At 66.6% G+C, this 26,091-nt stretch carries 26 protein-coding genes and 2 riboswitches; of the genes, 12 read left to right on the top strand and 14 right to left on the bottom strand.

Annotated features, from left to right (window positions below):
* Positions 1–12: 12 nt before the first annotated feature.
* The 4 genes from CAL12_RS25105 to CAL12_RS25120 form a co-directional block, all read right to left on the bottom strand.
* On the bottom strand, positions 13–1,353 hold the full coding sequence (locus CAL12_RS25105) for an MdtA/MuxA family multidrug efflux RND transporter periplasmic adaptor subunit (RefSeq protein ID WP_086067085.1): 1,341 nt from the start codon (positions 1,351–1,353) through the stop codon (positions 13–15).
* A 120-nt stretch (positions 1,354–1,473) separates the two neighbouring features.
* Positions 1,474–2,223, bottom strand: a complete 750-nt coding sequence (gene zapD / locus CAL12_RS25110; protein WP_086067086.1) for a cell division protein ZapD — start codon at positions 2,221–2,223, stop codon at positions 1,474–1,476.
* A 73-nt stretch (positions 2,224–2,296) separates the two neighbouring features.
* On the bottom strand, positions 2,297–2,935 hold the full coding sequence (coaE, locus tag CAL12_RS25115) for a dephospho-CoA kinase (protein ID WP_086067087.1): 639 nt from the start codon (positions 2,933–2,935) through the stop codon (positions 2,297–2,299).
* A gap of 19 nt (positions 2,936–2,954) precedes the next feature.
* Positions 2,955–3,767: a prepilin peptidase gene (locus tag CAL12_RS25120; RefSeq protein WP_420042744.1), complete on the bottom strand. Its 813-nt coding sequence runs from the start codon at positions 3,765–3,767 to the stop codon at positions 2,955–2,957.
* A gap of 241 nt (positions 3,768–4,008) precedes the next feature.
* On the opposite strand from CAL12_RS25120, the gene CAL12_RS25125 reads away from it, so the two are divergent.
* Positions 4,009–4,809 carry a copper resistance protein NlpE N-terminal domain-containing protein gene (locus tag CAL12_RS25125; RefSeq protein WP_086067089.1) on the top strand — a complete coding sequence of 267 codons (801 nt, stop codon included), beginning with the start codon at positions 4,009–4,011 and terminating at the stop codon, positions 4,807–4,809.
* Positions 4,810–4,843: 34 nt separating this feature from the next.
* On the opposite strand, the gene CAL12_RS25130 is transcribed toward CAL12_RS25125, so the two are convergent.
* The 4 genes from CAL12_RS25130 to CAL12_RS25145 form a co-directional block, all read right to left on the bottom strand.
* Positions 4,844–5,041, bottom strand: a complete 198-nt coding sequence (locus CAL12_RS25130; RefSeq protein WP_232464632.1) for a response regulator transcription factor — start codon at positions 5,039–5,041, stop codon at positions 4,844–4,846.
* A gap of 150 nt (positions 5,042–5,191) precedes the next feature.
* Positions 5,192–6,034, bottom strand: a complete 843-nt coding sequence (gene panC / locus CAL12_RS25135) for a pantoate--beta-alanine ligase (protein WP_086067091.1) — start codon at positions 6,032–6,034, stop codon at positions 5,192–5,194.
* Between the two features lie 43 nt (positions 6,035–6,077).
* Positions 6,078–6,968: a segregation and condensation protein A gene (locus CAL12_RS25140; protein WP_086067092.1), complete on the bottom strand. Its 891-nt coding sequence runs from the start codon at positions 6,966–6,968 to the stop codon at positions 6,078–6,080.
* A gap of 17 nt (positions 6,969–6,985) precedes the next feature.
* Positions 6,986–7,174 carry a DUF3460 family protein gene (locus CAL12_RS25145; protein ID WP_086067093.1) on the bottom strand — a complete coding sequence of 63 codons (189 nt, stop codon included), beginning with the start codon at positions 7,172–7,174 and terminating at the stop codon, positions 6,986–6,988.
* 167 nt (positions 7,175–7,341) lie between these two features.
* Here CAL12_RS25145 and CAL12_RS25150 point away from each other — a divergent pair, with 167 nt between their 5' ends.
* From CAL12_RS25150 to CAL12_RS25160, 3 genes are all read left to right on the top strand, one after another.
* Positions 7,342–8,724, top strand: coding sequence for a DHA2 family efflux MFS transporter permease subunit (locus CAL12_RS25150; protein ID WP_086067094.1), 1,383 nt, complete (start codon positions 7,342–7,344; stop codon positions 8,722–8,724).
* Entirely contained in the window at positions 8,714–10,270 is a 1,557-nt protein-coding gene (glpK, locus tag CAL12_RS25155) for a glycerol kinase GlpK (RefSeq protein WP_086067095.1), read from the top strand. Before CAL12_RS25150 ends, glpK begins: the two co-directional genes overlap by 11 nt.
* Before the next feature lie 240 nt (positions 10,271–10,510).
* Complete coding sequence (locus tag CAL12_RS25160; RefSeq protein WP_086067096.1) at positions 10,511–11,407, top strand: LysR family transcriptional regulator; 897 nt, start codon at positions 10,511–10,513, stop codon at positions 11,405–11,407.
* Here the strand turns inward: CAL12_RS25160 and CAL12_RS25165 are convergent.
* The gene (locus CAL12_RS25165; RefSeq protein WP_086067097.1) at positions 11,404–12,633 is read right to left on the bottom strand and encodes a D-amino acid dehydrogenase; all 1,230 of its coding nucleotides are present in this window, start codon (positions 12,631–12,633) and stop codon (positions 11,404–11,406) included. The genes CAL12_RS25160 and CAL12_RS25165 overlap by 4 nt on opposite strands.
* A gap of 53 nt (positions 12,634–12,686) precedes the next feature.
* Positions 12,687–12,781, bottom strand: a riboswitch (glycine riboswitch).
* A 2-nt stretch (positions 12,782–12,783) separates the two neighbouring features.
* Positions 12,784–12,873, bottom strand: a riboswitch (glycine riboswitch).
* Positions 12,874–13,007: 134 nt separating this feature from the next.
* Between CAL12_RS25165 and CAL12_RS25170 the strand changes: the two genes are divergently transcribed.
* The 3 genes from CAL12_RS25170 to CAL12_RS25180 all read left to right on the top strand — a co-directional run bounded on the left by CAL12_RS25170 (position 13,008) and on the right by CAL12_RS25180 (position 16,210).
* The gene (locus CAL12_RS25170; protein WP_086067098.1) at positions 13,008–13,703 is read left to right on the top strand and encodes a glutathione S-transferase N-terminal domain-containing protein; all 696 of its coding nucleotides are present in this window, start codon (positions 13,008–13,010) and stop codon (positions 13,701–13,703) included.
* A gap of 180 nt (positions 13,704–13,883) precedes the next feature.
* Entirely contained in the window at positions 13,884–15,077 is a 1,194-nt protein-coding gene (locus CAL12_RS25175) for a CaiB/BaiF CoA transferase family protein (RefSeq protein WP_086067099.1), read from the top strand.
* Between the two features lie 140 nt (positions 15,078–15,217).
* The gene (locus tag CAL12_RS25180; RefSeq protein WP_086068111.1) at positions 15,218–16,210 is read left to right on the top strand and encodes a Bug family tripartite tricarboxylate transporter substrate binding protein; all 993 of its coding nucleotides are present in this window, start codon (positions 15,218–15,220) and stop codon (positions 16,208–16,210) included.
* 64 nt (positions 16,211–16,274) lie between these two features.
* On the opposite strand, the gene CAL12_RS25185 is transcribed toward CAL12_RS25180, so the two are convergent.
* Complete coding sequence (locus CAL12_RS25185; protein WP_086067100.1) at positions 16,275–17,195, bottom strand: LysR family transcriptional regulator; 921 nt, start codon at positions 17,193–17,195, stop codon at positions 16,275–16,277.
* Positions 17,196–17,353: 158 nt separating this feature from the next.
* Between CAL12_RS25185 and gtdA the strand changes: the two genes are divergently transcribed.
* The 5 genes from gtdA (at position 17,354) to maiA (ending at position 22,197) form a co-directional block, all read left to right on the top strand.
* The gene (gene gtdA / locus CAL12_RS25190; protein ID WP_086067101.1) at positions 17,354–18,400 is read left to right on the top strand and encodes a gentisate 1,2-dioxygenase; all 1,047 of its coding nucleotides are present in this window, start codon (positions 17,354–17,356) and stop codon (positions 18,398–18,400) included.
* A gap of 173 nt (positions 18,401–18,573) precedes the next feature.
* Entirely contained in the window at positions 18,574–19,272 is a 699-nt protein-coding gene (locus CAL12_RS25195) for a fumarylacetoacetate hydrolase family protein (protein ID WP_086067102.1), read from the top strand.
* A 3-nt stretch (positions 19,273–19,275) separates the two neighbouring features.
* On the top strand, positions 19,276–20,532 hold the full coding sequence (locus CAL12_RS25200) for a flavin-dependent oxidoreductase (RefSeq protein ID WP_086067103.1): 1,257 nt from the start codon (positions 19,276–19,278) through the stop codon (positions 20,530–20,532).
* A gap of 57 nt (positions 20,533–20,589) precedes the next feature.
* Positions 20,590–21,555: a tripartite tricarboxylate transporter substrate binding protein gene (locus CAL12_RS25205; protein ID WP_086067104.1), complete on the top strand. Its 966-nt coding sequence runs from the start codon at positions 20,590–20,592 to the stop codon at positions 21,553–21,555.
* 3 nt (positions 21,556–21,558) lie between these two features.
* Positions 21,559–22,197 (top strand): maleylacetoacetate isomerase, encoded by a 639-nt coding sequence (gene maiA, locus CAL12_RS25210; protein WP_086067105.1) that lies wholly within the window; start codon positions 21,559–21,561, stop codon positions 22,195–22,197.
* 26 nt (positions 22,198–22,223) lie between these two features.
* Here the strand turns inward: maiA and CAL12_RS25215 are convergent, their stop codons facing one another.
* The 4 genes from CAL12_RS25215 to CAL12_RS25230 all read right to left on the bottom strand — a co-directional run bounded on the left by CAL12_RS25215 (position 22,224) and on the right by CAL12_RS25230 (position 26,050).
* Positions 22,224–23,231, bottom strand: coding sequence for a Bug family tripartite tricarboxylate transporter substrate binding protein (locus CAL12_RS25215; protein WP_086067106.1), 1,008 nt, complete (start codon positions 23,229–23,231; stop codon positions 22,224–22,226).
* Between the two features lie 154 nt (positions 23,232–23,385).
* Positions 23,386–24,156, bottom strand: a complete 771-nt coding sequence (locus CAL12_RS25220; RefSeq protein WP_086067107.1) for an SDR family oxidoreductase — start codon at positions 24,154–24,156, stop codon at positions 23,386–23,388.
* Positions 24,157–24,186: 30 nt separating this feature from the next.
* Positions 24,187–25,161, bottom strand: coding sequence for a zinc-binding alcohol dehydrogenase family protein (locus CAL12_RS25225; protein WP_086067108.1), 975 nt, complete (start codon positions 25,159–25,161; stop codon positions 24,187–24,189).
* A 28-nt stretch (positions 25,162–25,189) separates the two neighbouring features.
* A complete protein-coding gene (locus tag CAL12_RS25230) occupies positions 25,190–26,050 on the bottom strand; it encodes an alpha/beta fold hydrolase (RefSeq protein ID WP_086067109.1) in 861 nt (286 codons plus the stop codon).
* Positions 26,051–26,091 lie beyond the last annotated feature (41 nt).

Here is a 26,091-nt window from a genome sequence, read left to right on the forward strand (position 1 = left end):
ATGGGCGGGGACTCACGGCGTGGTCCGCGGGGCCGTGCCGGGCGTGGCAGTGGCCGGCCCCGCCCCCAGCGATGCCCCCGGCGTGGGTGGCGTCACTTCGGCGGGATTGCTGACCACCTCCACCTTGGCGCCGGCGCGCAGCCTGTCGGTGCCTTCCGTCACCACCCGGTCGCCGGGCTTGAGCCCATCCGTGACGACGACCAGGTCGCCGCTGACCGGTCCCAGCTTCAACTGCCGCACGGCCACCGTATTGTCGGCTTGGGCGACGAACACGAACGGGCCCTGCGAACCACGCTGCACCGCGCCGTTGGGGATCACCGTCTGGCCCTTGAGGGTCTGCACCAGCAACTGGATGTTGACGAACTGGTTGGGAAAGAGCGCGTCGTCGGCATTCTCGAAGCGCGCCTTCAGCTTGACCGTGCCCGTGGTCACGTCGATCTGGTTGTCCAGGGTTTCCAGCACGCCGGACGCCAGGCGCTTGGTATTGGTGCGATCCCAGGCATCGACGCGTAGCGTCCTGCCGGCATGCATCTGTTCGCGCACGTCGGGCAGCTGGGTCTCCGGCAGCGTGAAGATGACCGCGATAGGCTGGGTCTGCGTGATCACGACGAGACCATTGGTATCGCCCGACGACACCAGATTGCCGGGGTCGACCTGGCGCAGGCCCAGGCGCCCATCGATCGGCGCGGTAATGCGGGCAAAAGTCAGCTGCAACCGGGCATTGTCCACATTCGCCTGGTCGGTCTTCAGCGTGCCTTCGTACTGCCGCACCAGGGCCGCCTGGGTATCGACCTGCTGCCTGGCGATGGAGTCCTGCTTGTACAAGGCCTGATAACGCGCCAGGTCGCGGCGGGCATTCTCCAGCTGCGCCAGATCCTGCTGCTGGGTGCCCAGGGCCTGCTGCAATTGCACGTTGAAGGGACGCGGATCGATCTGCGCCAGCACATCGCCCGCCTTGACACGCTGGCCTTCCTTGAAATTCACCTGCACCAGTTCGCCATCGACCCGGCTGCGTACGGTGACCGTGATGTAGGCGGTCACCGTGCCCAGCGCCGGCAGCAGGATGTCGACGTCCTTGGTCGCGGCGGCATAGACGCGCACCGGCACCGCCGGCTCGGCCATGGGCGCGCCCGGTCCGCCCGCCCCGGGCCGATGGCGCCCGCCGCCTCCGCCACCACCGGCGGCGCTCGCCCGCTGTCCGGCCGCCCCCACCCGGGTGTGGCCGTTTTCCGCGACGGGCTTGGGGCGAAACACCAACCAGGCGATGCCGGCCAGGACAAGAATCGCCACCACCCAGGCGATGACGCGTCGGCGCGGCCGGGAGGGCGGAGTGATGCGAGGACGATCGGACATGAGGGCCAAAGGGGGACGCTACCGGGACCGCTATTGTCTACCAGACCAGTCCCGTTTTATAGCGACGGCGGGCGTTTTGAAATCGGCCGCAACAGGTATGCCGCCCGGGCCATCGGCGCCTCAGGCGCAGAGCGACATCTCGAAGGCGATATTGCGGGCCACCTGCTGCGGCTTCAGTTCGCCGTCCTGGGTGGAAAACCTGATCCAGATCATATACTTATTGGCACTGATCTCAGGGAAAATCCCGCTTTCGCCATCCACCCACACGCGCAGCAGCTGGTGCGCCTTGCCAGCCAGCATCTGCTGATACGTGCCCTGCTCTGCCACGGCTTCGACCCGGCGGCCCGATTCGCGCAGCAGCCGCAGGCCGATCTGCAGGCCCTCATGCAGCGGCAGCAAGGGATCGATCCAGGCCTTCAGATCGGCGCAGCGCACGGCTTCCGGCTTCTGTTGCCAGGCGTAATACGACGGCATTTCGATCTGGGTGCCGCCGCCCGGCACGGCCAGCCGGCCGCGCAGGCTCACCAGCCATTCGTTTTCCCGCAGCGGTTGCCCGGTCTTGCCCTGGGACACCAGCGAGGTGCTGGTTTTCTCCATATCCCGCAACATCGCGTCCAATGCTTCCTGGGAAACATCGGGATGGTCGCGCAGCGGAACCAGTTGCAGGCGTTGGCGCTCGATATCCTGCAGCACCGAACTTTTGACGTCCGTGCGCTCGATGGCGTCGAGAATGTCAAAAATGGTGCCGACGGCAATCTGGTGATTCTTGGGATCACCCGGGCGCGCGAAGAAGAACAGCCGGTCGAAGAGGTATTCCAGGCGCAGATACGCCCGGATGCGCTCATTGAAGGGATATTCGTAAAGAATCACGCTCGATACAGACCCGTCGTAGAACCGGTCGCAACCGAAGTCGCGCCGATGTTGTCATGGATGCCTGCCGCGCTTACGCGGCGTGGCCCGAGGCCGACGCCAGGGCGCACCATCGGTCGTGCAGTGCTTTCGTCCGCGCGCACAGCGTGTCAGCGGACGTGGCGCCGTCATTCAATATAACGTCGTGCGCAGCGGCCAGACGGGTTTCCCGCGCGGCCTGTGCCGCCATAATACGCTCTATGGTGTCGGCCGTCAGCCCGCTGCGCGAGCGCACGCGCTGGATCTGGGTTTCGGGATCGCAATCGACCACGCAGACCCGGTCGACCCGCTCGGCCCAGCGCCCCGATTCGACGAGCAGCGGCACCACGTAGACCACGTAGCATCCCGTCGCACGCGCGCCCGCATCCAGCGCGGTGCGCGAAATCAAGGGGTGCAGGATGGCTTCCAGGCGCGCGCGGGCCCGCGGATCCTCGAACACGCGCGCGCGCATCCAGGCGCGGTCCATGGCCCCGTCGGCGGCAGCGGCTTCGGAGCCGAAAGCTCGAACGATTTCCGCCATCGCCGCGCCGCCGGCCGCGGTCAGGGAGCGCGAGATCTCATCGGTGTCGATGACCGTCGCGCCCCAGGACGCCAGCAGGTCGGCGACCCGGCTCTTGCCCGAACCGATGCCGCCGGTGAGCCCGATCTTCAATGGCGTCCCCACATCGCGCATGTTTTCTCCCTATGCCGCCCTAGACCCAGGGCGGTCCCGCCATCAGAAGCCCAACGATACCAGCCAGGGCCAGATACGGGCCAAACGGCTGCGGCTGGTGACGGCCCACGCGCCGCGTCAGGATCAGTCCCAGGCCCACCACGACGCCGGCCAGCGATGACACGATCAGGATCAGGGGCAGCGCGGACACCCCCAACCAGGCGCCCAGCGCGGCCAGCAGCTTGAAATCTCCATAGCCCATGCCTTCACGGCCGGTCGTCCACAGGAACACGTGGTGCAGGCAGCGCAGGAACAGGTAGCCAAGCGCCGCGCCCAGGATGGCCTGGACCGGGGTCGTGAAAACCGACTGCGTATTGATCAGCAGGCCGGCCCAGACCAGCGGCAGGGTGATGACGTCCGGCAGCAGCCCCGTCCGCGCATCGATCCACGCCAGCGCGACCAGGGCAGCGGCGAGCACCAGCCCGCACAGGGCCGCGAGGCTGGCGCCGTAGTGCCAGACGCACAGCGCGTACAGCGCGGCCGTCGTCAGTTCGATGGCGGGATAGCGCCACGGGATACGCGCGCCGCAATCGCCGCAGCGACCGCGCAGGCCCAGCCAGCCCAGTACAGGAATGCGTCGCCAGCCGCGTATGGGCGCGGCGCACGCGGGGCATAGGCAGGCGGGACGAAACAGGCTGGGCCGCGCATGCGCCTGGTCATTATCGCGGGACGTCTCGTCCCAGTCATATTCCAGGATATGCGGCAGCCGGTGCACCACCGTCGTCAGCCAACTGCCGACGGCCAGCCCGAACACGGAGGCAAGCACGATGGCAAGGTGGGGATCGATGTACACGTAAGGTATCCATGAATGAAACGGCCGCCCGGCCCGGCGCCGACTGCGGCACATCGGGCATGCAGCATGCTCGGCCATCATGACGCCCGTTCGCGGACGGCGGGCGCCCGGCATTATTCCGACATGTCGTAATTTGTTCAATGCCGAACCCGATCCCGTATTCAACGCGGGAGCCGGCGCGCCGCGGCAGAGCATTCATGCGAGAATTGCGCGCATGCTTTGCAACTCTGGATACGCTTTCATGCCCGCCCTTCCCGCCATCGAAGAACGCCCGGTCCACTCCCTGCCTAAGCGGCGCCTGCGGTCCGCCGCGGTGCTGGCGGTGATACTCGCGGGATCAGCCGGCGTAGCGGGCTGTGCCGAGCAAAGACAGGCGGGCTATTACGACCCGCCGCGCCCCAGCACGGTCAACGATGCCCAGATCCTGGGCACCGGCGCCGATTACCGCCCGGTGGTGCGCGCGCCTTCGCAATTGCAGATCGACCTGAAGGCGCCGACGCCCAGCCAGCAACAGCAGCAGGAAGCGCAGCGCGCCCGCGCGATCCAGGAAGGCAACACCAGCGAAGACGGCCAGCCGGTGCCGCCGGTAGGCACGGCGTCGGCCGACGCCAGCCCCGCGCCGGCTCCTGCCCCCACACCCAGCGCCGCCGAGCGCAACCTGGTGCCGCAACCGCAGACCTATATGGGAACGCTGCCCTGCTTCGCGGCAGGCATGGAATGCGAAGCCCAGCGCATCACGCTGACGCTGGCGCCCAATGGACGCTGGCGCGGCCGTTCCACCTATCTGGACAACACGCCCAGCCGCGATAAACCTATCGCGGAACAGGGCTGCTGGCAGGTGACCGACGAAAAACCGCCGCGCGTGTTCCTGATCGGGCCGGACAACAATACCCGGGCCGAATTCGTCGTCGCCGCCAACAACGTGCTGCGCCTGCGCGCCATTGCCGGCGTCACGCCCAACCTGAACTACACCCTGACGCGTCAGCCGGATCTGGATCCGATCAACGAACTGGCCAAGCAGACCCCGCCCAAATGCCTGTGATCGGGCCGCGCGGCGCGGCACGGCGCCGGGTAGCCTAATCATTGCATCCGCTGTAAGGGCACATGCGGCATGCCAGTTCCATGGCATTGCGCACGCCCATTTTGCGGAAGATGCGAGCCCGGTGGGCCTCGGCCGTCCGCGATGAAATATTCAGCTCGATGGCGATGTATTTGTTGGATTTGCCGGTGACGAGATACGTCGCGATATCGCGCTCCCGGGGCGTCAGCGCCACCGCTCGATTCCCTGCGCACCCCCGCGGGTGATTCATGCTGGCCTCCCTGATGGTGGGTAGGCCGGTAGTCTTGCATGGATGCCCGCGGGCCGAAAGCTGTCAGTTCTGACAGGGTGACAATTTCGCCACCCGACCAGAACAGATGGCGTCCTAGAGCTCCAGGTTGTCGATCAGGCGGGTCGCGCCCAGCTTGGCCGCGGCCAATACCACCAGCGGCTCGCCGGCGGCCATATCGGCCGCATCCGGCGCCTTGAGATCGCGGCGCCGGCGCACCGAGATGTAATCCACCTGCCATCCCCGCCCGGCCAGGGCGGCCACGGCTTCCGCTTCCAGGGCGGCGGCATCGTGCTGGCCGGCGGCGAGTTGCCGTTGCACCTGCTGCAGCTGCTGGTAGAGGGCCGGGGCTTCCGCGCGCTCGGCATCGGTCAGGTAGCGATTGCGCGAAGACAGCGCCAGGCCGTCCGCCGCGCGCACGGTCTCGTGTGCCACCACCTCCACGGGCAGCTGGAATTGGCGGCACATGGCCCGCACGATCATCAACTGCTGGTAGTCCTTCTTGCCGAACACCGCCACGCGCGGCTGCACGCAGGAAAACAGCTTCAGGACCACCGTGCAGACGCCGGTGAAGAAGCCGGGCCGGAATTCGCCTTCCAGGATATCGCCCAGGTCATCCGGCGGGCGCACCCGGTAATTCTGCGGCTCCGGATACATTTCACGCTCGTCGGGTGCGAACAGCACATAGACATCGCGTTCGCGTTCCAGCTTTTCGACGTCCTCGGCCAGCGTGCGGGGATAGCGATCGAAGTCTTCCGCGGGCCCGAACTGCAGGCGATTGACGAAAATACTGGCCACGACAGGGTCACCGTGCTGGCGCGCCAGCTTCATCAGGGCCAGGTGGCCTTCGTGCAGATTGCCCATCGTGGGAACGAAGGAAACCCGGTTCTGCCCGCGCAGGTGATCGCGCAGCTCCTGGATGGTGTGTACGACTTTCAAGAATGTCTCCGGGAATGGCTGCGCCGTGCGCGGCGCGCCGGTATCAGGCCGCTTCGGCCGCCACGCTGGTGTAGGCCAGGCGCACGTATATGGGCGCGTACGGCTCGGCCTGTGTGATTTCCAGCAAGGATTCGCGCGCCAGTTCGAGCATGGCGATGAAATGCACCACGACCACGGCGGCAGGGGCGCCTTCGTCGATGCGCTCCATGAACATTTCGCCGAACTCCATGAACCGCACGTCGCTCAGGCGGCGCAGGATGTGCGTCATGTGATCGCGCACGGACAGCTGCTCGCGCGTGATGTGGTGGTGCGCGTTCAGCCGTGCGCGCTTCATGATGTCGGCCCAGGCCTGGCGCAGGTCTTCCGGCGACACGTCGGGCATGGCGCGTTCGACGCTGAGGTCGGCGACGGCCTGCGCGCGCTGGAAGTCGCGGCCCAGTTGCGGCAGCGCGTCCAGTTTCTGCGCGGCCAGCTTCATCTGTTCGTATTCCAGCAGGCGCCGCACGAGTTCGGCGCGCGGGTCTTCGACTTCTTCGCCGGTATCGCTCTTCTTGACCGGCAGCAGCATGCGCGACTTGATCTCGATCAGCATGGCCGCCATCAGCAGGTATTCGGCGGCCAGCTCCAGGTTGTGCAGGCGTATCTGTTCGACGTACGACAGGTACTGCCGGGTGACATCCGCCATGGGGATGTCCAGCACGTTGAAGTTCTGCTTGCGGATCAGGTAGAGCAGGAGATCCAGCGGGCCTTCGAAGGCCTCCAGGAAGATTTCCAGCGCGTCGGGCGGGATGTACAGGTCCTGCGGCAGCTGGAACAGCGGTTCGCCATACAGCCGCGCGAACGCCACGCTATCGACCGTGTCGGGCGTGCTATCCACCGGGGGCTCCACCAGCGCAGCCAGGTCCTTGCCCGGTACCGAGGCGTTCTGCGACATAAGAGGGGGGCAGCCGCTCAGTCGTTTTGATAGACGTATGGCCGTTGCGGGACACGCGCGGCGCGGAAGCCTTCGAGCAGTTCCGGATCCTGGGGCTTGTCCCACAGCAGGCCACGGCCTTCCCGCTGCCGCTTTTCCACATCGGGATGCTGCTTTTTGTAGTCCTTCAGGAAACGGGTGATTTCCGACTCGTAGTTATTGGCCATGGCACCGTGCGTCAGGGAGTTGCGTCAGCCGCCAGTTTACTTCAAGGGCGGCCGAAAGCACGGCGTTACAATGGTCCGGCACCCCGCCGCTCCCCTCCGACATGTCCACGAAAACGCTGGCCTCAGTCCCCCCACTCGCCGATCCCGCCGCCCTGCGGGCGGCAAAAATGATTCCCTTCATCGTTGGTTGCGCCCTGTTCATGCAGATGCTGGACGCGACCGTGGTCGCCACCGCCCTGCCGGCGATGGCGGCGTCCCTGGATTCAACGCCGGTCGCCTTGAACGTGGCGATCACGTCCTACCTGCTGGCCGCCGCGGTTTTCGTCCCGGTCAGCGGCTGGGCCGCCGACCGCTTCGGCGCCCGCCGCGTCTTCATCGCCGCCATCGCCCTGTTCACCCTCAGCTCGGTGGCCTGCGCGCTGTCGCAGACGGTCACGCAGCTGGTCCTGTCGCGGATCGCGCAGGGGGTGGCGGGCGCCATGATGGTGCCTGTGGGGCGGATCATCCTGTTGCGCACCGTGCCGAAGGAAGATCTGCTGAAGGCCATGTCCTTCCTGTCCATTCCCGCCCTGCTGGGCCCGGTCATCGGGCCGCCGCTGGGCGGTTTCCTGGTGACCTATGCCTCCTGGCACTGGATCTTCCTGATCAATGTGCCCATGGGGATACTGGGCATCGCGCTGATCATGCGCTACATCAAGGAAGTCCGCGAAAAAGGCGTGCCGCGCCTGGACTGGCTGGGCTTCCTGCTCAGCGGTATCAGCATGGCCACGCTGGTCAGCGGCTTCGAGGCCGCCGGCCGGGACGCCTCCATCGAGGCACTGGGCGTGGTGGCCATCGGCCTGGTCAGCGGGTTCTGGTACGTGCACCATTCCCGCCGGGTGGCCCACCCCATCATCGACCTGTCGCTGATGCGCATCCCCACTTTCGCCATTTCCACGCTGGCGGGCAATCTCTGCCGCTTTTCGGTGGGGGCCACGCCCTTCCTGCTGGCCATGCTGCTGCAGGTGGGCTTCGGGCTGTCGCCCTTCGCGGCCGGCATGATCACCTTCGCCAGCGCCGCCGGCGCCCTGCTGATGAAGTTCGTGGCCACGCCCATCGTGCGCCGCTTCGGCTTTCGCCAGGTGTTGACGGTGAACGCGGTGCTGACAGGCGCCTTCATCTGCGTCTGCGCGCTGTTCCAGCCCAGCACGCCGTCCTGGCTGATCATCCTGGTGCTGCTGATCGGCGGCTTCTTCCGTTCGCTGCAGTTCACCGGGGTCAATACGCTGACCTATGCGGATATCGGGCCCGACAAGATGAGCCGCGCCAGCAGCTTTGCCGCCATGGCGCAGCAGCTGGGCGTCAGCCTGGGGGTGGGCGTGGCGGCGGTCACGCTGAACGTCAGCATGGCGCTGCGCGGCTCGGAGCGCGCCACCGTGACCGACATCGTGGCCGGCTTCCTGGTGATCGGGCTGCTGTGCGCCGCTTCCTTCTTCTCTTTCCGGCGGCTGGATCCGGCGGCGGGCAATCAACTGAACGGACGCAAGGTGCAGACCAGCGATGAAGAATGAATACATTCTTGCCCTGGACCAGGGCACGACCAGTTCGCGCGCCATCGTTTTCGATGGCGAAGGCCGCGCGCGCGGCATGGGCCAGCGCGAATTCCGCCAGTATTACCCGCACCCCGGCTGGGTCGAACACGACGCCAACGAGATCTGGCGCAGCCAGTTGGAAGTCGCCCGCGAAGCCCTGCACAACGCCGGCGCGACCGCGGCCGACATCGCGGCCATCGGCATTACGAACCAGCGCGAAACCACGCTGATCTGGGACCGCGCGACCGGCCGCCCGCTGGCCCACGCCATCGTCTGGCAGGACCGCCGCACGGCGGACGCCTGCGACCGCATGCGCGCTGAAGGCCGCGCCGACTTCCTGCAGGAACGCACGGGGCTGGTGCTGGACGCCTATTTCGCCGGCACCAAGCTGGCCTGGCTGCTGGACAACGTGCCGGGCGCGCGCGCCGCCGCCGAACGCGGCGAAGTGGCTTTCGGCACCATCGATACCTGGCTGATCTGGCAACTGACCGGCGGCAAGGTGCACAGCACCGATTGCACCAACGCATCGCGCACGCTGCTGTTCGACATCCACAAGCAGGACTGGAGCGACGAGCTGCTGCAATGCCTGGATATCCCGCGTTCGGTGCTGCCCGGCGTGGCGCCCAGCAGCGCGGTGGTGGCAGAGACGCTGCCGCAATGGTTCGGCGGGGCGATACCGATCGCCGGGGTGGCGGGCGACCAGCAGGCCGCGACCTTCGGGCAGGCCTGCTTCGAGCCCGGCATGGCGAAGAATACCTACGGCACGGGTTGCTTCATGCTGATGAACGTCGGCGACAAGCCGGTGGTGTCGCGCAACCGGCTGCTGTCGACGGTGGGCTGGGGGCTGCCGCGGCCGGAAGAAGACACCGCCGACGCGCAGGTGTTCAGCGGCGGCGGACCCGCATGGACGCCCACCTTCATGCTGGAAGGCGGCGTGTTCGTCGCCGGCGCGGCGGTGCAGTGGCTGCGCGACGGTCTGGGCATCATCCAGCGTTCGGAAGACGTGGAAGCGCTGGCCGGCAGCGTCGCCGATACCGACGATGTCTTCCTGGTGCCGGCGTTCGCAGGGCTGGGGGCGCCGCATTGGGATCCCTATGCGCGTGGCACCCTGGTGGGCCTGACGCGCGGAACGACGCGCGCCCATGTGGCGCGCGCGACGCTGGAAGCCATCGCCCTGCAAAGCGCCGAACTGATGACGGCGATGACGGCGGACTGCGGGATAGCGCTTTCCGAGCTGCGCGTGGATGGCGGCGCGGCGCGCAACGACCTGCTGATGCAGATGCAGGCGGATCTCCTGGGCGTGCCGGTGGTGCGGCCGCGCGTATCCGAATCGACGGCACGCGGCGCCGCGGGACTGGCGGGGCTGGCGGTCGGGTTCTGGAAAGACATGGACGCCTTCGCCGCCCAATGGCAGGCGGAACGGCGCTTCGAGCCCACCTGGTCGGCCGACCAGCGCGAAGCACGGCTGCGCCGCTGGGGACAGGCGGTGGAGTTATCGAAGAACTGGAGTAGAGGGGGTAGGTAGCCCACCCCCCGAAGCGCTGCGCGCTTCCCCCCTCAAGGGGGGCGACGCCAGCGGACCGGGGGACCCGGATCCGCGGCGTCCCGGGTCGGGGGCACCTGTTTTTTGCGGAAGGAGGGCCCCACCCCCGAAGCGCTACGCGCTTCCCCCTCAAGGGGGCGACGCCGGCGGACCGGGGGACCCGGATCCGCGGCGTCCTGGGTCGGGGAGCACCCAATCTTTGCGGCGAACGTGGAGCATTGAATGAATCTGGCCCGTATCGATCTGGTGACGCTGGCGCTCTTCGTCTCGGTGGCGCGGCTGGGCAGCATATCGGCGGGCGCGCGGCAGTCGCGGCTGGCGGTGGGCGCGGCCAGCAAGCGGATTTCCGATCTGGAAGCCGCGCTGGGTTCGCCGCTGCTGTTCCGCAAGGCGGCCGGCGTGGAGTTGACCGATGCGGGCCAGGCCTGCCTGGCCCACGCGACACGCATCCTGCAGGAAGTCGACCAGATGGCGGGCACGCTGTCCGATTACGCGCAAGGCGTGCGCGGTCAGGTTCGGATCGCGGCCAATACGTCGTCGATCACGCAGTTCCTCCCTGACGACCTGTCGCGGTTCATGACGGAACATCCGGCCGTCCGCATCGACCTGGAAGAACAGAACAGCAGCGACATCGTCGCCGCCGTGGCGGAGAACCGCGCCGACATCGGCATCTTCGGCGAACGCACGCCGGAAGCGGGGCTGCAGACTTTCCCCTATCGGCGCGACGAGCTCATGCTCGTGGTGCCCGACAGCCACCCGCTGGCCACGCGCGCCAGCGTCGCATTCGCGGAAACGCTGGAGTATGACTACGTCAGCCTGCCGCCCAGCACGTCGCTGGCCAGCCTGCTGGCGCAGGAATGCACGCGGCTGGATATGCCCATGAAACTGCGCATCCAGGTCCGCAGCTTCGACGCGATCTGCCGCATGGTGGTCGCAACGCGCGGCATCGGCGTGCTGCCGCGCATCGCGGCAGAGCCGCATGCGCGGTCGATGCAGTTGAAGCTGATTCCACTCACCGACGACTGGACGCGGCGCTGGCTGCTATTGGCCGTGCGCGATGTGGACACACTCACTCAGGCGGCGCGCATGCTGCTGACGCAATTGCGCGCGGCGAACTAGCGCGGAAGCGTCACCGCGTCGGCCACTGCCTCGGCCGTTGCCGCGCTCAAGGTCCAACCCAAGTGGCCGTGCCCCGTGTTGTAGAACACGCCCGGAGACCGGCCGCGCCCGACCCGGGGCAACATGCTGGGAAGCATGGGACGCAGCCCCGCCCACGGGATCACCCGCGCCGTCGAAGCGCCGGGAAAATGTCGGCGGGTCCAATTCACCAGCGGCGCGATGCGGTCGGCCCGGATATCCCGGTTGTACCCGTTCAACTCCGCCGTGCCGGCCACACGAAATCGGTCCCGCCCCAGCCGGCTGGTGACGATCTTGGCGGCGTCGTCGAGCAGGCTGACCCAGGGCGCGGACGCCTGGCTTTCCGCATCGTCCAGGCAGACGGTGATGGAGTAGCCCTTGACCGGATAGATGTTCACGCGGTCGCCAGCCATGGCGGCGAACTGGCGGCTCGCGACGCCCGCGCACACCACGACGGCGTCGAAGGCTTCCGTGTCGACTTCATCGCCCTGGCTGAAGTCCATGGCGATGCCAGACCCGCCACTGGCGCCAAGGCGCCGGAGCGCGCTCACGGCAGCGTCGTAGCGGAACGCCACCCCTTGCCGCGCGCAGGCCTCCGCCAGACCGCGCGTGAATTTATGGATATCGCCGGTGGAGTCGGATGGCGTGAAAAAGCCGCCATGGAAACGCCCCCGCAGCGCCGGCTCGATGGCCTGGATTTCTTCCGGCGTGACCGGATCGCGCTCCAGCCCGCCTTCCCGGAGCAGGGCGTTCGTCGCCGCCGCGCGCTCGAACTCCTCCTTGCTCCCGTAGACGTGCAGGATGCCGCGCCGTTCCAGATCGAAATCTATCCCTTCGCGCCTGGCGATCTCGAACAGATGCTCGCGCGCGGCGATCGCCAGCCGCACCGTTTCCAGCGTATTGGCGCGATATCTGGGTATCTGTCGCAGGAATTCCGCGATCCAGGTGTATTTGTGCCAGCTGGGCAGCGGATTGAGCAACAGTGGCGCATCGCGCGTGAACATCCATCGCAAGCCTTTCAGGATGGTGGCACGGCTGTTCCAGACTTCGGCGTTGCTGGCCGACAGCTGGCCGCCGTTCGCGAAGGAAGTGTCCATGGCGGCATAGCGGCCGCGCTCGAATACGGTCACCGCATGGCCGCGGCGGACAAGGGCGTAAGCGGTCGTGACGCCGGTGATTCCGGCGCCGATGATGGCGATGCGTGGCATGACATGGTCCAGTGGAGGTCGACATAGCCGGCCGGTTGGCCGGCGCCATGCCCCATCTGTCCATGTACCTGAGAGTTTGCGCCCGCGCCTGGTACATCCTTGGCGAAGCTCCCCTTCGGTGGGCGCGATCAGCGCCTCTCTCCAGATGTTCCCCGTCGCACGGTCCTTTTGCCTGAGAGTTTCCGGGGCGGTTGCTCCGTCGGCGTCGTCGTGATGACCGATCTCTTCCGTGCCACGATCGAGAACGTCCGGACATTAGCACCAATGCAGCCCGCCGCACAAGATCGGCGTTGCCGATGTCGCGGCGCTCCCCGACGCGGCCTGCACAGATGCGAATATCATGCACGTGCGTCGACACACCCTGGAGGAACGCCGTGATGCTCGATCATCCGATATTCAAACGCTGGCCGGCGCTGCACCCGGACCGGCTGCAGCTCTTTTCCCTGCCCACGCCCAACGGCGTGAAGGTCGGCATCATGCTGGAGGAAACGGGGCTGCCCTACGAGCCGCATCGCATCGACATCATGGCGAACGACAACCACGATCCGGCCTTTCTCTCGCTCAATCCCAATGGCAAGATTCCGGCCATCTACGATCCGGACGGCCCCGACGGGCGGCCGCTGGCCCTGTTCGAATCGGGCGCCATCCTGATCTATCTTGCCGACAAGTCGGGGCAGTTTCTTTCCACCGATCCGCACACGCGCTACGAAACCATCCAGTGGCTGATGTGGCAGATGGGCGGCGTCGGGCCCATGTTCGGACAGCTCGGCTTTTTCCACAAGTTCGCCGGCAAGGCTTATGAGGACAAGCGGCCGCGCGATCGCTATGCAGCCGAATCGGCACGGCTGCTGGGCGTACTGGACCAGCGGCTCGCGGGCCGGGACTGGGTGATGGGCGCGGACTACAGCATCGCCGACATTTCGTTGATCGGGTGGGTCCGCAACCTGATCGGGTTCTATGAAGCCCGCGAGGTGGTCGATTTCGACCGCTTTCGTAACGTGCAGGCGTGGCTGGACCGTGCCTTGGCGCGCCCGGGCGTGCAGCGCGGCCTGGCGGTCACGGCGGCCTGAACGTCCCCACCACATCGACGCCGGGTTTGCCGCAACGCGGCCCCGGCCGCCCGCATGCCCGTATTCCCGCATGCCCGCCTTTCGCGTTTCCGGAAACCCCCTTAGCCGGATGCGTCATTCCCCTCGCCGACCGGCCTGCGGCACACTGTCCGTCCCTGGCAGCCAACCGCAGGGGGAGACATGACACGACAAATACTCGCGGGCATCCGCGTGCTGGAACTGGGCCAGCTCATCGCCGGCCCCTTCGCCGCGAAAACCCTGGCCGACTTCGGCGCGCAGGTGATCAAGATCGAACCGCCGGGCGTCGGCGACCCGCTGCGCAAGTGGCGCATGCTGCATGAAGGCACGTCCGTGTGGTGGGAAGCGCAATCGCGCAACAAGCAATCCGTCTGCGTCGACTTGCGCCAGGCGGAAGGCCAGGACCTGGTCCGCACGCTGGCCGCCGAAGCCGACGTGCTGATCGAGAATTTCCGCCCGGGCACGATGGAAAAATGGGGTCTGTCGTGGGAAGCCCTGCACGCGCTGAATCCCCGGTTGATCATGCTGCGCATTTCAGGCTACGGCCAGACCGGCCCCAGGGCCGGTGAACCTGGCTTTGCCGCCATTGGCGAGGCCATGGCGGGACTGCGCTACCTGAACGGCGAACCCGGACGTGCGCCCGTGCGCGCCGGCCTGTCGCTGGGCGACACCATCGCCGGCCTGCACGGCGCGCTGGGCGTGCTGCTGGCCTTGTACGAACGCGACGCGCGCGGCGGCACCGGCCAGGTGATCGACGCGGCCTTGTACGAAAGCATCTTCAACCTGACCGAAAGCCTGCTGCCCGAATACTCGGTATTCGGCGCCGTGCGCGAACCCGCCGGCGCGGCGCTGCCCGGCATCGCGCCATCCAACGCCTATCCCTGCCAGGACGGCTACGTCCTGATCGCCGGCAACGGCGACGGCATCTATACGCGATTGATGTCGCGCATCGGCCGCGAGGACCTGGCGCGCGACCCGGCATTGGCCCGCAACGACGGACGGGTCGCACGCGTGGCGGAGATCGACCAGGCCATCGGCGCGTGGACGCAGGTCCGCACCATCGATCAGGTACTGGCGTCGATGCGCGAGGCGGGGGTGCCGGCGGGACGCATCTACAGCATCGCCGATATCGCCGAAGACCCGCATTACCGCGCCCGCAAGGCCATCGTCACCGTCGAGTCGGCCAGCGGTATCGCGGTCGAGATGCCGGCGGTGTTCCCGCTGCTCTCTGGCAATCCTGGAGAAGTCCGCGAGCGCGCGCCCACGCTGGGCGAGGACACCGACGTCGTGCTGCGCGAGATAGGCGTGGACGAGCAGCGCCTGGCGGCGCTGCGAGCCGCCGGCGTCATTGCCTGAGGTTTTGCCTGAGTTATCGCCTGAGTTATCGCCTGACCGCGGGCAGGCCGCCACGCGCGGCCTGCTCCCAGGAACCCGCAGTCCCCACGGCAAGGCACCGCCTGCCGACCAACCGCATAACAACGAACGGAGACATGAACATGAAAAGCTCGAATACCGTCCGGCCCCTGCGCCGCCTGCTGCTTGCCGCCGGACTCTGCGCGCTCGCCTTCGGTCCGATGGCGGCGCACGCCGCCTATCCCGACCGGCCGATCACGCTGATCGTCTCCGCCGCGCCCGGCGGCACCACCGACATCGCGGCCCGCCTGATCGCGCAGCCGCTGGCCAAGGCCCTGGGACAATCGGTCGTCGTGGAAAACAAGCCCGGGGCCTCGGGCAGCATCGCGGCGCAGGCGGTCAGCCGCGCCGCGCCCGACGGCTACACCCTGCTATTGCAGTATTCCGGCTACCAGGTCATCACGCCGCTGATCACCCAGGGCCTGAATTGGGATCCCATCAAGTCGTTCGCACCCGTGGCAAACATCCTGTCGGCGCCGCAAGTGGTGGTGGTGCGGCCAACCTTGCCGATCAAGACGATGAAAGAACTGGTGGACTACGCCAAGGCCCATCCCGGCGAACTGAACTACGCATCGTCAGGCAACGGTTCTCTGCAGCAGGTCGCCACCGAATTGCTGAACCAGATGGCGGGCATCAAGACGACCCACATCCCGTACAAGGGCACCGGCCCCGCGCTGGCCGATCTGCTCAGCGGCTCCGTCGACATGACCATCACGACGCCGCCGCCGCTGCTGGGACAGATCGCCGCGGGCAAGCTGCAGCCCCTGGCGGTGACCGGCAAGTCGCGGCTCGAATCCCTGCCCAATGTCCCGACGGCGGCGGAAGCCGGCTACCCCGACCTGCTCGTCTCGTCCTGGTTCGCCATGTACGCGCCCGCCGGCACGCCCAAGGAGGTGATCGGCAAGCTGTCGGGCGAGATCGAGAAGATCATGAAGACCGACGAATTCCGCAAGAAAGCCGCGGAACAAGGCGCGGAAGCCGACTTCATGGGTCCGGAACAGCTGGGCAAGTACACCCAGGAAGAACTGGTCCGCTACAAGACCGTGGTGGAGAAAGCCCACATCACAGCGAACTGAGCCGGCAGGGGTGCCGCGATCGTCGCACCGCGCCCCAGGGCGCGCGTCGCGGCGATCGCCGCCTCTACCCCTGCTGTTCCGCCACGACCGCGCGCAGGCTGTCCAGCGCGGTTTCCACCGCGGCGGGCTGGAAGGTTTCCTGGCGCCAGTACATCGCGACGGCGCCGAAACCGGACAGGCGCAAGGGCAGTATGCGCATGGCGTTCATCTGCGAAAACCGCAGCGCCGCGCGATGCGATGCCACGCCGATCAGGTCGCTGCTGCTGACCAGGGTCAGGTTGATGGTGACCGAATTCGATTCCACATGGTCCGCCGGCATGGACTTGCCGGCGGCCGTCAGTGCCGTGTCCAGGGCATTGCGTATCGGCGTGCCCTTCGGCCATACGATCCAGCGGTAGGCCATCAGGTCTTCCCACGTGATGCGCGCCTTGCCGAACACGGGATGCCGGGGCCGCGCCACCATATGCACGGGCTCCAGGTACAAGGATTCGGACAGGATGGCCGGATCGTGATGTTCGGGCGCTGAGCGGCCGACGACGATGTCCAGTTCGCCCTGGGCCAGCTGCGTCAGCAGATGGTCCATGGTCGATTCGACCAGCTTCACGCGTGCCTGCGGCATGCGCTCCAGCAGCCGCATGACGGCCAGCGGCACGGTGTCCGACGCCGATGCCCCCGACGCCCCTATCACCACGCGGCCGCCGCCGCCCTGCCGCAGCGCGGCCATGTCGCCGCTGGCGCGCTCCAGTTGCGCGTCGATGCGCTGGGCATGCGCGATCAATGCCTCGCCATAAGGCGTCGGCCGCAACCCGCGCGCATGGCGCTCGAACAGCGGCAGGCCGATATCGTCTTCCAGGTCCTTCAGCCATTTCGACAGGCCGGGCTGGGTGGTGTTCAACATGGCGGCCGAGTGGCTGATGTTGCGGGTCTGCGCCAGGCTCAACAGCATTTTCAGGTTGCGCAGGCGCAGGCGGTAGGTCCAGTCCATGGTGTCTCGGTTTTTCCTGCCGCACGTCTACCGGCGGACCGGCACCCCCGGGCGCCGGCGGCAGCCATATTGTTTATTGTATGGATAATAAGATAATTTCATTTCAAGAGGCATACCGGCGCTCTCATAATACGCAAAAACCTGAAGGAGACAACACCATGGCCGAAGGAAGCTCCACGCGCGCCGACCGCGCCGCGTACTACGAACGGATCGCGCGCAAGAACATGGCGCCGTTGTGGGAGTCCTTGCATAACCTGGTGCCGCGCACGCCGCAGCCGCGCTGCGTACCCGCGATGTGGCGCTACAACGATGTGCGCGCCGACGTCATGGAAGCCGGCACGCTGATTTCCGCCGAAGAAGCCGTGCGCCGCGTGCTGATCCTGGAAAATCCCGGCCTGCCCGGACAGGCCAGCATCACGCAGACCCTGTATGCCGGCCTGCAACTGATCCTGCCGGGCGAGATCGCGCCCAGCCATCGCCATACGCAATCGGCGCTGCGCTTCATTGTCGAAGGATCGGGCGCCTATACGGCGGTCAATGGCGAGCGCACCACCATGCATCCGGGCGACTTCATCATCACGCCCTCATGGACGTACCACGATCACGGCAATATCGAAGCGGCCGAAGGCGGCGAGCCGGTGGTGTGGCTGGACGGCCTGGATATCCCGCTGCTGCGCATGCTGGATGCCGGCTTCGCCGAAAACTACCCGGCCGCCACGCAGCCGGTCACCCGCGCGGAAGGCGACAGCTACGCGCGCTTCGGCAACAACATGGCGCCCGTGCGGCACGTGCCCGCGAACGGCAATTCGCCCATCTTCAACTATCCCTACGAGCGCAGCCGCGAGGCGCTGGACCAGCTTTATCGCTTCGGCGAACTGGATGCCTGGGATGGGGTGAAGCTGCGCTACGTCAATCCGGCCACGGGCGGCTATCCCATGCCGACGATGGCGACCTTCATGCAGCTGTTGCCTGCCGGGTTCCAGGGCAAGACCTATCGCAGCACGGACTCCACCGTCTACTCGGTGGTGGAAGGCCGCGGTACGGCGCGCGTCGGCGACCAGGAATTCCACTTCGGCCCGCGCGACCTGTTCGTCGCGCCGTCGTGGCAACCGGTGCAACTGGCCGCCCTGGACGACGCCATCCTGTTCAGCTATTCCGATCGCCCGGTGCAGGCCGCCCTCGGCCTGCTTCGAGAAGAGAGGTGACCCACCCCCCGAAGCGCTGCGCGCTTCCCCCCTCAAGGGGGGCGACGCTGCGGACCGGGGGACCCGGACCCGCGCGTCCCTGATCGGGGGCACCTGTTTCTTGCGCGCGTCTTGGTTTGGCGGCACCTGTTTCTTGGCGCCGTTTTCTTTCCTTTCCCACAAGGTTTCTTGTCATGCCTTACGTCTTTGCTCCGCCGGCGACCGTCGCCGTGCCCGTTGCCGGAACCGGCGACAGCTTCCCCGTGCGCCGCGTGTATTGCGTCGGCCGCAACTACGCCGCGCATGCGCGCGAGATGGGCTTCGATCCCGACCGCGAGCCGCCGTTTTTCTTCTGCAAGCCGGCCGATGCCGTCATGCCGGTGGCCGAAGGCGAAACGCTGAACCTGCCCTATCCCACCGAAACCGCCAACTATCACTACGAGATCGAGCTGGTCGCCGCCATCGGCAAGTCCGGCGCGAACATCGCGGTGGAAGATGCACTCGGCCATGTGCATAGCTATGCCGTCGGCCTGGACATGACGCGCCGCGACCTGCAGATGAAGATGCGCGAAGCCGGCCGGCCATGGGAACTGGGCAAGGCCTTCGACGACAGCGCGCCGATAGGCCCGTTGTACCCGGTCGGCGCCAAGGGCCATTTCGACGACGCCGCCATCTGGCTGAAGGTGAACGGCCAGGACAAGCAGCGCAGCGATACGTCCAAGCTGATCTGGTCGGTGGCCGAAACCATCAGCTATCTGTCGCGCTACTTCCGCCTGGAGCCGGGCGATCTGATCTACACCGGCACGCCCGAAGGCGTGGGGCCGGTGGTCAAGGGCGACCTCATGGAAGGCGGGGTCGATGGACTGGGTACGCTGCGCGCGAAGGTGGTCTGAGCCATGAAAGATACCGATGTCATCATCGTGGGCGCCGGCGTCGGCGGCCTGGTACTGGCGCTGAGCCTGCATCAGGCCGGCATCGCCTGCCGCGTGTACGAAGCCGTTCCGGAGATCAAGCCGCTGGGCGTGGGCATCAACCTGCTGCCGCACGCCGCGCGCGAACTGGACGAACTGGGCATGCTGCCGGCGCTGGACAAGCTGGGCGTCCACACCAAGGAAGCCATCTTCTTCACCCGCCACGGGCAGTTCATCTACAGCGAACCCGCCGGCAAGGCGGCGGGCTATGCCTGGCCGCAATATTCCATCCACCGCGGCGATCTGCAGATGGCGCTGCTCGATGCCGTGCGCCAGCGCCTGGGCGACGACAGCGTGCGCGTGGATCATCGCGCCGTGCGCGTCGAACAGGACGATGACGGCGTCACGGTGCACATGACTGACGGCGCCGGCAAGCCCCTGCCATCCGTGCGTGGCGCCATCGTGGTCGGTTGCGACGGCATCCATTCGGCGCTGCGCAAGCAGCTGTATCCCAACGAAGGGGCGCCGCGCTATTCCGGCGTCAACATGTGGCGCGGCGTCACGCGCTGCAAGCCTTTCCTGAGCGGCGGCAGCATGGTGCGCGCGGGCTGGCTGTCGATCGGCAAGATGGTGATCTATCCCATCCGCGACAACGTCGACGCCGAAGGCAACCAGTTGGTGAACTGGGTCGCCGAAATCGAATCGCCCGAACCCGCCGTGCGCGACTGGACCCGCCAGGGCCGCCTGGAAGACTTCTTCCCGGCCTTCGCCGACTGGCATTTCGATTGGCTGGACGTGGCGGCGCTGATACAGAACGCGGATTCTGTGCTGGAGTATCCGATGGTCGACCAGGATCCGCTGCCCACGTGGACGCAGGGCCGCATGACCCTGCTGGGCGACGCCGCGCATCCCATGGTGCCGCGCGGCTCCAACGGCGCCGGCCAGGCCATCATCGACGCGCGTTTCCTGGCGGGCCAGTTGAAGAAGCAGGGCCTGACGCCGGCCGCGCTGCAGGAATACGACCGCGTGCGCGTGGCCGCCACCACCAAGGTGGTGCTGACCAATCGCAGCAATCCGCCGGACGCCATTCTGCGCGAAGCGTACGAACGCTCGCGTGACCAGCGTTTCGAGCGCATCGAGGACGTCATCAGCCACGACGAGCTGCAAGCCATATCGGACCGCTACAAGCAGGTGGCCGGCTACGACCCCGAAACGCTGAAGTCACGCCCCTCTTTCATCTGACCATCGCAGCATCCACCATCGGGCAGCGCCGAGACACCTGCCCGCAAGGAGAACAACATGCAGACCCTGTTTCGCGCCCTGGCCGCGCTGGCTCTTGCCCTGACGGCATCCGTCAGCCAGGCCGCCTGGCCGGAGCGCCCGATCACGCTGATCGTGCCTTTCACGCCGGCCACCGGCATCGACCTGGTGGCGCGCCAACTGGCCGCGACACTGCCCAAGACGCTGGGCCAATCCGTCATCGTGGAAAACCTGGCCGGCGCCAGCGGCAACATCGGCACGGAAAAGGTGGCGCGCGCCGCGCCCGACGGCTACACCTTCCTGGTGACGGTGAACACCTTCGTCATGAACCAGCCGCTGTACAAGGAGAAGCTGCACTATGACCCGGTGAAGGACTTCGCGCCGGTCAGCCTCACGTCCTGGGGCACGCTGCTGCTGGTGACCCACCCCTCCAACCCCGTCAACACGGTCCAGCAACTGGAGGACGCCGCGCGCAAGGAACCCGGCAAGCTGACCTACGGCACCCCTGGCGTGGGCACGCCGCATCACCTGGCCATGGCGCTGCTGCTGGACCAGACCAAGGCGCAGATGCTGCACGTACCGTACAAGGGCACGGCGGGCGCGGTGACCGACATGCTGGCCGGGCGCCTGGACTATATGTTCCTGCCCGTGCACGTGGCGCTGCCGCAGATCAAGGCCGGCAAGCTGAAGGCCATCGCCACCGGCAGCCCCAAGCGCATTCCGCAGCTGCCCGACGTGCCCACGCTGACGGAGTCCGGCCTGAAAGGCGCCGACGTCGACATGTGGTACGGCGTGCTGGCGCCCAAGGGAACGCCGGCCGCCATCGTCGACAGCCTGAACAAGCAGATCGCCGAAGCGCTGAAGGCGCCATCCACCGCCACCGCCTTTGAAGCGCAAGGCATGGTGCCAGCAACGTCCACGCCGACGGAATTCGGCGACCTGATCGCCAAGGACGCCAAGCGCTGGAGCGACATCGTGACCCGCGCCGGCATCAAGGCGGATTGAACCATGCAACTCTACAGCTTCTTCAACAGCTCCACGTCCTACCGCGTCCGCATCGTCCTGGCCCTGAAAGGGCTGGACCACGATTACCAGGGCATCAATATCCGCAAGCTGGAGCACCGCGCCACGGAATACATGGCGCGCAATCCTTCAGGCAGCGTGCCGATGCTGCGCGATGGCGATATGGAACTGGGCCAGTCCATGGCCATCATCGATTACCTGGATGCGACCTATCCGGAGCCGCGCCTGATTCCCCGCGACACCCTGCAGCGCGCGCGCGTGCTGGAGCTCAGCGGGGTCGTCGCCTGCGACATCCACCCGGTCAATAACCTGCGCATCCTGCGCTACCTGACCGAAGTGCTGGGCGTGACGGCCGAACAGAAGGATGCCTGGTACCGCCACTGGGTGCAGGATGGAATGCGGGCCGTGGAAGCGCTGCTGGAACGCCACGGCCACGGCCCCTATTGCTTCGGCGATGCACCCACGCTGGCGGACGTCTGCCTGGTGCCGCAGATCGCCAACGCGCAACGCATGGGCTGCGATATGTCGGCCTATCCGCGCGCCATGGCCGTCTACGCGCATTGCAACACGATAGCGGCCTTCCAGCGTGCCGCGCCTTCCGAGCAGCCGGACTACACGGCCTAGCGGATTCCGGAGAATCCGCCAGGCAATCAATTCGTGCTGGCGCCCGACACCTGCACGATCTCCTTGTACTTGTCCTTCTCGCTGCGCACGAAGCTGGCGAACTGCGCCGACGACATGGGCTTGATCTCCGAGCCCATGGTCAGCAGGCGCTGGCGCACGTCCGGCTGCATCAGCGCGGCGCTGTAGGCCTTGTTCAGCTTATCGACCACGGGTGCGGGCGTGCCGCCCGTCGTGAAGACGCCGAACCAGGTACCCAGGTCGAAATCCTTGACGCCGGATTGTTCGACGGTCGGCACGTCCGGCAACAGCGAGGAACGTTCCTTGGTGGTCACGGCCAGCGCCTTGACCTTGCCGTCCTTGATCAGGGGCGCCGAGGCGGCCAGGTTGTCGAACATGAAATCCGATTGTCCCGACAGCAAGGCCAGCTGGGCGGGGGCCGCGCCCTGATACGGAATGTGCTCGATATTCACGCCGGCGCGCGCCTTCAGCAGTTCGCCGGACAGGTGGCCGGCGCTGCCGTTGCCGCCCGATCCGTAGTTCAGCTTGCCGGGGTTGGCCTTGGCATAGGCGATCAGGTCGCCAAGATTGTTGATGTTGTTCTTCTTGGCGAAATCGACGTTCATGACCAGCACATTGGGCACGGACGCCACGATGGTCACCGGCGCGAAGTCCTTGATCGGGTCGTAAGGCAGGTTCTTGAACAGCCAGGGGTTGATGGCGTGCGTCGCGACGGCGCCCATCACCAGCGTATAGCCGTCGGGCGGCGCCTTGGCCGCCAGGTCGGCGCCGATGTTGCCGCCGGCGCCGGCGCGGTTTTCCACGATGACCGGTTGGCCCAGGTCGCCGCGCACCTTCTCCGCCAGCATGCGTGCCATCGTATCCAGCGGGCCGCCGGGCGGATACGGGACGATGAAGCGCAGCGGTTTGCTGGGATAGCTGTCGGCGGCGTGGCCGAGGCCGGGCGCGACGGCGGCCAGGGCGATCGCGCCGCAGGCCACGGTGCGCGCAAGGCGCGCAATGATATTAGGGGACATGCTCTCCTCCGTTCCCTCGTTTTGAAACAGCCCGTAGCATAACTGAGGCAAGGTTTCGTTATCGAGAGAACAAGACCCGTGATCCCGCCTTGCACCGCGCGTGGCGACAGGCGTGTCCTCCTGTCCCCATGTCCCACGGCCAGGCCAGCCTGCGTCACACCGCCTTGACTTCTCCACCGTCCATCCGCAAGGCCGCGCCGGTCATCCATTGCGCCGCGGGGGACAGCAGGAACGCGATCAGCTCCGCGATTTCTTCGGCCTCGCCGAAGCGCGCGATGCCCGCATCCCTGGGAAACCTGGCCGTGGCCTCGTCCATGGTGATGCCCTGCCGGGCCGCCCATTGTTCCAGGAAGGCCCGCCGGCGTCCGGTCATGACGGCGCCCGGCAGCACGCTATTGACCTGCACGCCGTCGACGATGCCACGGTCGGCGAACGCCTTCGCCAGCGCCACGATGGCCGCGTTGATCACGCCCACCGCGGCGGCGGGCGCCTTGGGCTGTTCCGCCGAATTGCCGGACATCAATACCACCGCCCCCTTCGACGACTTCAGGTGCGGCCACGCCGCGACGGTCAGGCGCCGCGCGCCATGCAGCTTCAGCGCCATGCCCTGGTCCCACTGGATGTCGGACATCTCGAACAGGTCGATCTGCGGCACCGCGCCGGCGATGTTCACCAGCGCGTCGATGCCGCCAAATGCCGTCACGGTGCCGTCGACAACGTCGGCTGCCGTCGAAGCGTCCGCCAGGTCGGCGGCGATGACCATCGGTTCCGCGCCCGCTACACGCACTGCCTCGGCGGTTTCGTCGAGCTGTCCGCGATTGCGCGCGACCAGCGCGATGGCGTCGAAATCACGGGCCAGGCGGACTGCCGTGGACTTGCCGATACCCTGGCTCGCGCCCGTGACGATGGCGACTTTCTTGTGCATGCTTTTCTCCATTTGTATTTGTATTGGGGCTCAGCCGTGGACCACGACCATCTTGCCGCCGGCCTCGTTGGCTTCCATCACGCGATGCGCTTCGTGGATTTCCTCGAAGCGGAAGATCCGGCTGGGCTTCGCTTCCAGCCGGCCGGCCGCGACATCGCGGGCGATCGCCTGCAAGGGCACGTCCGACAGGGGGAAACCGGGCATGCCGAATACGAAGCTGCCGAAGAATGTCAGGTACACGCCGCTGGACATCTGCAACAGCGGATTGAAGTCGGCGATGGGCGCCAGGCCGCCGAGCCAGCCGGCCAGGCAGGCCTTGCCGCCCCGCCGCAACATCGCCAGCGAGTCGAGGATCGTGCTGTTGCCTACCAGGTCCAGCACGGCATCCAGCTGACCGGCCTCGGCGATGCGCCTGGACAGGTCGGGACCTTCCAGCTCCACCCGCGCCACGCCCAGGGCGCGCAGCATGTCGAAGCGACTGGCGCTGCGCGTGGTCGCAATGACCTTCGCGCCGGCATTCACGGCGAGCTTCACAGCCGCCTGCCCGAACGCCGAAGTCGCGCCGCGTATCACCAGCGTCTGCCCGGGCTGGAGATCCAGGTTGCGAAACAAGGTGGTCCATGCGGTGGCATAGGTTTCCGGTATGGCGGCAAGATCCGCCCAGGAAAGCTCCGCATCGATGAGCGCCACATTGCTCACCGGCGCGCGAGTGAACTCCGCATAGCTGCCGTTGATGGTCCGGCCCAGTCCGCCCATCAACGCGGCCACCTTTGCGCCCACGGGAAACTCGCCGCCCGGGCATGATTTGACTATGCCCACGCACTCTATCCCGCTGACGGGCGCCGCTTCGGCCCACTCGCCGCGCCGCATGTGCATCTCGGCGTGGTTGACGCCGAACGCCTTCACCTGGATGACCACATGGCCGGCCAGCGGCTCGGGCTCGGGAATATCCTTGTAGACCAGGCTGTCCAGCCCGCCGAACTTCTCCAGAACGATCGCACGCATTTGCTTGTCTCCAACGCAGGAAGGGGATTCAGGAAAGGGAATTCAGGAAACCGCGTATCTCGCGCGCGATCTCGTCGGCATGGGTTTCCAGCGCGAAATGGCCGGTGTCGAAGAAGCGCACCGTGGCCGCCGGAATGTCACGCTTGTAGGCGTCGGCGCCCGCCGGCAGGAAGAAGGGATCGTTCCTGCCCCACACCGCCAGCAGCGGTGGCTGATGCGCCCGGAAATAGGCCTGGAACTGGGGATACAAGGCGACGTTGCTCTTGTAGTCGCCAAAGATGTCCAGCTGGACCTCATCGGCGCCGGGCCGCGCCAGGTAGTAATCGTCGAGTCCGTAGCCATCGGGCGACACGGCGGTGGTGTCGGTGACGCCGTGCGTGTACTGCCAGAGGGTCGATTCGCGGGTCAGCAAGGCGCGCAAGGCGTCGCGGTTCGCCTGCGTGGGATCGCGCCAATAGGCCTGTATGGGATTCCAGCCTTCACTCAGGCCTTCTTCGTAGGCATTGCCGTTCTGCGAGATGATGGCGCGAATACGTTCGGGGTGGCGCAAGGCCAGTCGAAACCCGGTGGGCGCGCCGTAATCGAACACGTACATGGCGTAGCGATCGAAACCCACGGCTTCCGTGAAAGCCTCGATGACGCGGGCGAAATTATCGAAGGTGTAGTCGAAACGGTCGCGCGGCGGCATGTCGGTCTGTCCGAAGCCGGGCAGGTCTGGCGCGACGATATGGAAATCCCGGGACAGCAAGGGAATCAGGTCACGGAACATATGGCTGGAGCTCGGGAAGCCATGCAGCAACAGCAGCTTGGGGGCGCCGCGCGTGCCGGCCTCGCGATAAAACACATTCAGGCCGGCGGCCTCGATACGGCGATGGGAAATCCTGGTCATGGCGTCTTCCTGTTCGGTCGAAGAGAGTGGAATGGCGGGCG

Source organism: Bordetella genomosp. 8 (assembly GCF_002119685.1).
Lineage (GTDB): Bacteria > Pseudomonadota > Gammaproteobacteria > Burkholderiales > Burkholderiaceae_B > Bordetella_C.

Coding starts and splice junctions, on each gene's coding strand:
- CAL12_RS25165 (WP_086067097.1), bottom strand. CDS start 12,633: ATGCCACGCATCGCCATCATCGGCGCCGGAATCACCGGCGTCACGACC.
- CAL12_RS25230 (WP_086067109.1), bottom strand. CDS start 26,050: ATGACCAGGATTTCCCATCGCCGTATCGAGGCCGCCGGCCTGAATGTG.
- CAL12_RS25140 (WP_086067092.1), bottom strand. CDS start 6,968: ATGTCGCAGAACGCCTCGGTACCGGGCAAGGACCTGGCTGCGCTGGTG.
- CAL12_RS25220 (WP_086067107.1), bottom strand. CDS start 24,156: ATGCACAAGAAAGTCGCCATCGTCACGGGCGCGAGCCAGGGTATCGGC.
- CAL12_RS25175 (WP_086067099.1), top strand. CDS start 13,884: ATGACACGACAAATACTCGCGGGCATCCGCGTGCTGGAACTGGGCCAG.
- gtdA (WP_086067101.1), top strand. CDS start 17,354: ATGGCCGAAGGAAGCTCCACGCGCGCCGACCGCGCCGCGTACTACGAA.
- glpK (WP_086067095.1), top strand. CDS start 8,714: ATGAAGAATGAATACATTCTTGCCCTGGACCAGGGCACGACCAGTTCG.
- CAL12_RS25195 (WP_086067102.1), top strand. CDS start 18,574: ATGCCTTACGTCTTTGCTCCGCCGGCGACCGTCGCCGTGCCCGTTGCC.
- CAL12_RS25205 (WP_086067104.1), top strand. CDS start 20,590: ATGCAGACCCTGTTTCGCGCCCTGGCCGCGCTGGCTCTTGCCCTGACG.
- CAL12_RS25105 (WP_086067085.1), bottom strand. CDS start 1,353: ATGTCCGATCGTCCTCGCATCACTCCGCCCTCCCGGCCGCGCCGACGC.
- coaE (WP_086067087.1), bottom strand. CDS start 2,935: ATGCGCGATGTGGGGACGCCATTGAAGATCGGGCTCACCGGCGGCATC.
- CAL12_RS25185 (WP_086067100.1), bottom strand. CDS start 17,195: ATGGACTGGACCTACCGCCTGCGCCTGCGCAACCTGAAAATGCTGTTG.
- CAL12_RS25180 (WP_086068111.1), top strand. CDS start 15,218: ATGAAAAGCTCGAATACCGTCCGGCCCCTGCGCCGCCTGCTGCTTGCC.
- CAL12_RS25215 (WP_086067106.1), bottom strand. CDS start 23,231: ATGTCCCCTAATATCATTGCGCGCCTTGCGCGCACCGTGGCCTGCGGC.
- CAL12_RS25145 (WP_086067093.1), bottom strand. CDS start 7,174: ATGGCCAATAACTACGAGTCGGAAATCACCCGTTTCCTGAAGGACTAC.
- CAL12_RS25200 (WP_086067103.1), top strand. CDS start 19,276: ATGAAAGATACCGATGTCATCATCGTGGGCGCCGGCGTCGGCGGCCTG.
- maiA (WP_086067105.1), top strand. CDS start 21,559: ATGCAACTCTACAGCTTCTTCAACAGCTCCACGTCCTACCGCGTCCGC.
- CAL12_RS25225 (WP_086067108.1), bottom strand. CDS start 25,161: ATGCGTGCGATCGTTCTGGAGAAGTTCGGCGGGCTGGACAGCCTGGTC.
- CAL12_RS25125 (WP_086067089.1), top strand. CDS start 4,009: ATGCCCGCCCTTCCCGCCATCGAAGAACGCCCGGTCCACTCCCTGCCT.
- CAL12_RS25150 (WP_086067094.1), top strand. CDS start 7,342: ATGATTCCCTTCATCGTTGGTTGCGCCCTGTTCATGCAGATGCTGGAC.
- CAL12_RS25160 (WP_086067096.1), top strand. CDS start 10,511: ATGAATCTGGCCCGTATCGATCTGGTGACGCTGGCGCTCTTCGTCTCG.